Source organism: bacterium (genome assembly GCA_040755795.1).
In the GTDB taxonomy this organism is placed as follows: Bacteria; UBA9089; CG2-30-40-21; order CG2-30-40-21; family SBAY01; genus JBFLXS01.
This window is the reverse complement of sequence record JBFLXS010000679.1, coordinates 1-1,409: the sequence shown is the minus strand read 5'-3', so window position 1 is coordinate 1,409 and position 1,409 is coordinate 1. Positions and strand designations below refer to the sequence as shown.

The 1,409-nt window shown below is 38.4% G+C and carries 3 protein-coding genes; 1 reads left to right on the top strand and 2 read right to left on the bottom strand.

Annotated features, from left to right (window positions below):
* Window positions 1-117: 117 nt before the first annotated feature.
* Both AB1414_20875 and AB1414_20870 read right to left on the bottom strand, forming a co-directional pair.
* Entirely contained in the window at window positions 118-366 is a 249-nt protein-coding gene (locus AB1414_20875; protein ID MEW6609865.1) for a transposase, read from the bottom strand.
* 275 nt (window positions 367-641) lie between these two features.
* A complete protein-coding gene (locus AB1414_20870; GenBank protein ID MEW6609864.1) occupies window positions 642-725 on the bottom strand; it encodes a hypothetical protein in 84 nt (27 codons plus the stop codon).
* Between the two features lie 320 nt (window positions 726-1,045).
* On the opposite strand from AB1414_20870, the gene AB1414_20865 reads away from it, so the two are divergent.
* On the top strand, window positions 1,046-1,192 hold the full coding sequence (locus AB1414_20865) for a hypothetical protein (GenBank protein MEW6609863.1): 147 nt from the start codon (window positions 1,046-1,048) through the stop codon (window positions 1,190-1,192).
* The last annotated feature ends 217 nt before the right edge of the window (window positions 1,193-1,409 follow it).

The window sequence follows — 1,409 nt, the reverse complement described above, 5'->3', positions numbered from 1 at the left end:
CATTTCCTCCTCTTGATGTCAACTAAGCAGATTATCTCTTTTTTATATCTCTGGCATCTTTTATCACCCAAAACTCTTCCAAACCTACACCATAACTAAAAGTCATTTGCAACGCTCTCAAATATCATAAGGTAAATATCCTGCTCGATAGTATCTTCTATCAGGTGCAAGACACCCCACCGTAGCGATAATATGGATATGCGGATTCCAGGTAAGTCTATCACCCGCAGTTTGAATAACCGCTACTATTCCAGGATATGCCTCTTTGTGCCCACTCATCTGTTGCATATAGTAAGTCAGCGTATCAGCAGCACATGCGGCTAAATCTCCCAGTAATTCTCGATGGAATCTAAAACACCACTGCAAACACGCGGGAATAGTTAAAAAAATACCCCTCGCTAAAATCTCCTGTACAGACCAATGACCTTTCCCTCCAATTTAATATCCTCTGCCTGGACGATTATTGGCTTCATATTGGAATTGTAAGCATTCAGTTAACAGGTGTCAGGTATCAGTGTTCAATGCTCAACTTTTAAGAGAATTAGGGACATCAAAATAAGGGAACAAATAGAGTAGTAATATTCATTACTGCCGTGACTCTCCTGGTGTTAACTGAGTGCTGATACCTGATTACTGAAAACTTACTTGGAATTAGCAGGTTGTAATCTTATTCTATGCGACATCTCACGGTAGAAATACTTCACCGTTGCATCTTCTGTGCCAATAAGGACAACAACTATATCACCATTATCTGCTACCTTAACTGCCTTCCTGTCAGCCTCCCCTCGACGAGCCCTAATTCAACCACTCGGATACTCGCCATGACAGAGCACACCACGAAATCTCCATCTCCAATTCTACTCCCACTTGAACCCGATTTAATATATCTTGCGAAAATCCTGACCACATATCTTCATGTGGTCTATTATAACACTAATATACCCACGGAGTTAAGTGTGTTTTATGATCAGGCTTCAGCGGACGGGATGCTTCGGTCGGCTTTAGCCGACATTCAACCCACCTGCTTTAGCTGGTGGTAGTTGAGTTGACATTAACGAATTTGCAGAATGGCGATTTTACTACCTTACCTTTAGGTTACGAATTAAAAAAAGACAAAAAAACTACTACTACTTACTTTTTGGTAGTAGAATTAATGGGTACCAAAGAGATAGAGAGTTTTCTTGTGCTTTAGTTTCATTTGACATTAACGAACTTGCAGAATGGCGATTTTACTACCTTTAGGTTAAGGATACTACAAAAAATAAGTAATAATAGTATTAGTACGCTGATTTCGATACTCCTTAATTAGAAGTCATTAATTTTATTTTGAGTAAATTTAAGCCTATATTTCAGGTTTTTTATATTAAGAAGTATTATCTTAAAATGGTTTTCTGCCGATAATAGTAAAT